This is a genomic window from Azospirillum aestuarii (genome assembly GCF_016632405.1).
Taxonomy (GTDB): Bacteria; Pseudomonadota; Alphaproteobacteria; order Azospirillales; family Azospirillaceae; genus Azospirillum; species Azospirillum aestuarii.
In genome coordinates this window covers 10,704-11,058 of the sequence record NZ_JAEPIV010000062.1, presented here as the reverse complement: position 1 = coordinate 11,058, position 355 = coordinate 10,704, and the positions used below count along the sequence as shown (strand labels likewise).

The window sequence follows — 355 nt, the reverse complement described above, 5'->3', positions numbered from 1 at the left end:
GGAGGCCCTCGTACAGGATGGTGCAGAGCGCCGACAGGCCGATGGCGAAGGCGACCGGGATGCCCAGGACGAGGAAGCCGAAGAAGGTGACGGCCAGAATGGTCAGTTCCATGACGGCGCGACCTCCTCGCCGCGGATGATGGCGACGATGTGCTCGATCGAGAAGAGCACGATCAGGACGCCGGAAAGGACGAGCGGGATGTAGCGGACGGCTTCGGAGACGTGCAGGTTGGGGATGTAGTAGGCGGCGACGGAGTTGCCGAGCACCCAGCCGTTGTAGGCCATGCAGGCGCCGAAGACGCCGACGAGGGCGTAGATGACGATCTCGACCTTGCGGCGGATGACGTCGGGCAGC

Annotated in this window: 1 protein-coding gene; it reads right to left on the bottom strand. The window is 65.4% G+C overall.

Translation table 11 applies throughout. From position 1 onward, the window contains the following. Window positions 1–102: 102 nt before the first annotated feature. On the bottom strand, window positions 103–355 hold a 253-nt coding region (locus tag JJL56_RS33535), incomplete at its 5' end, for a TRAP transporter small permease subunit (protein ID WP_247891370.1).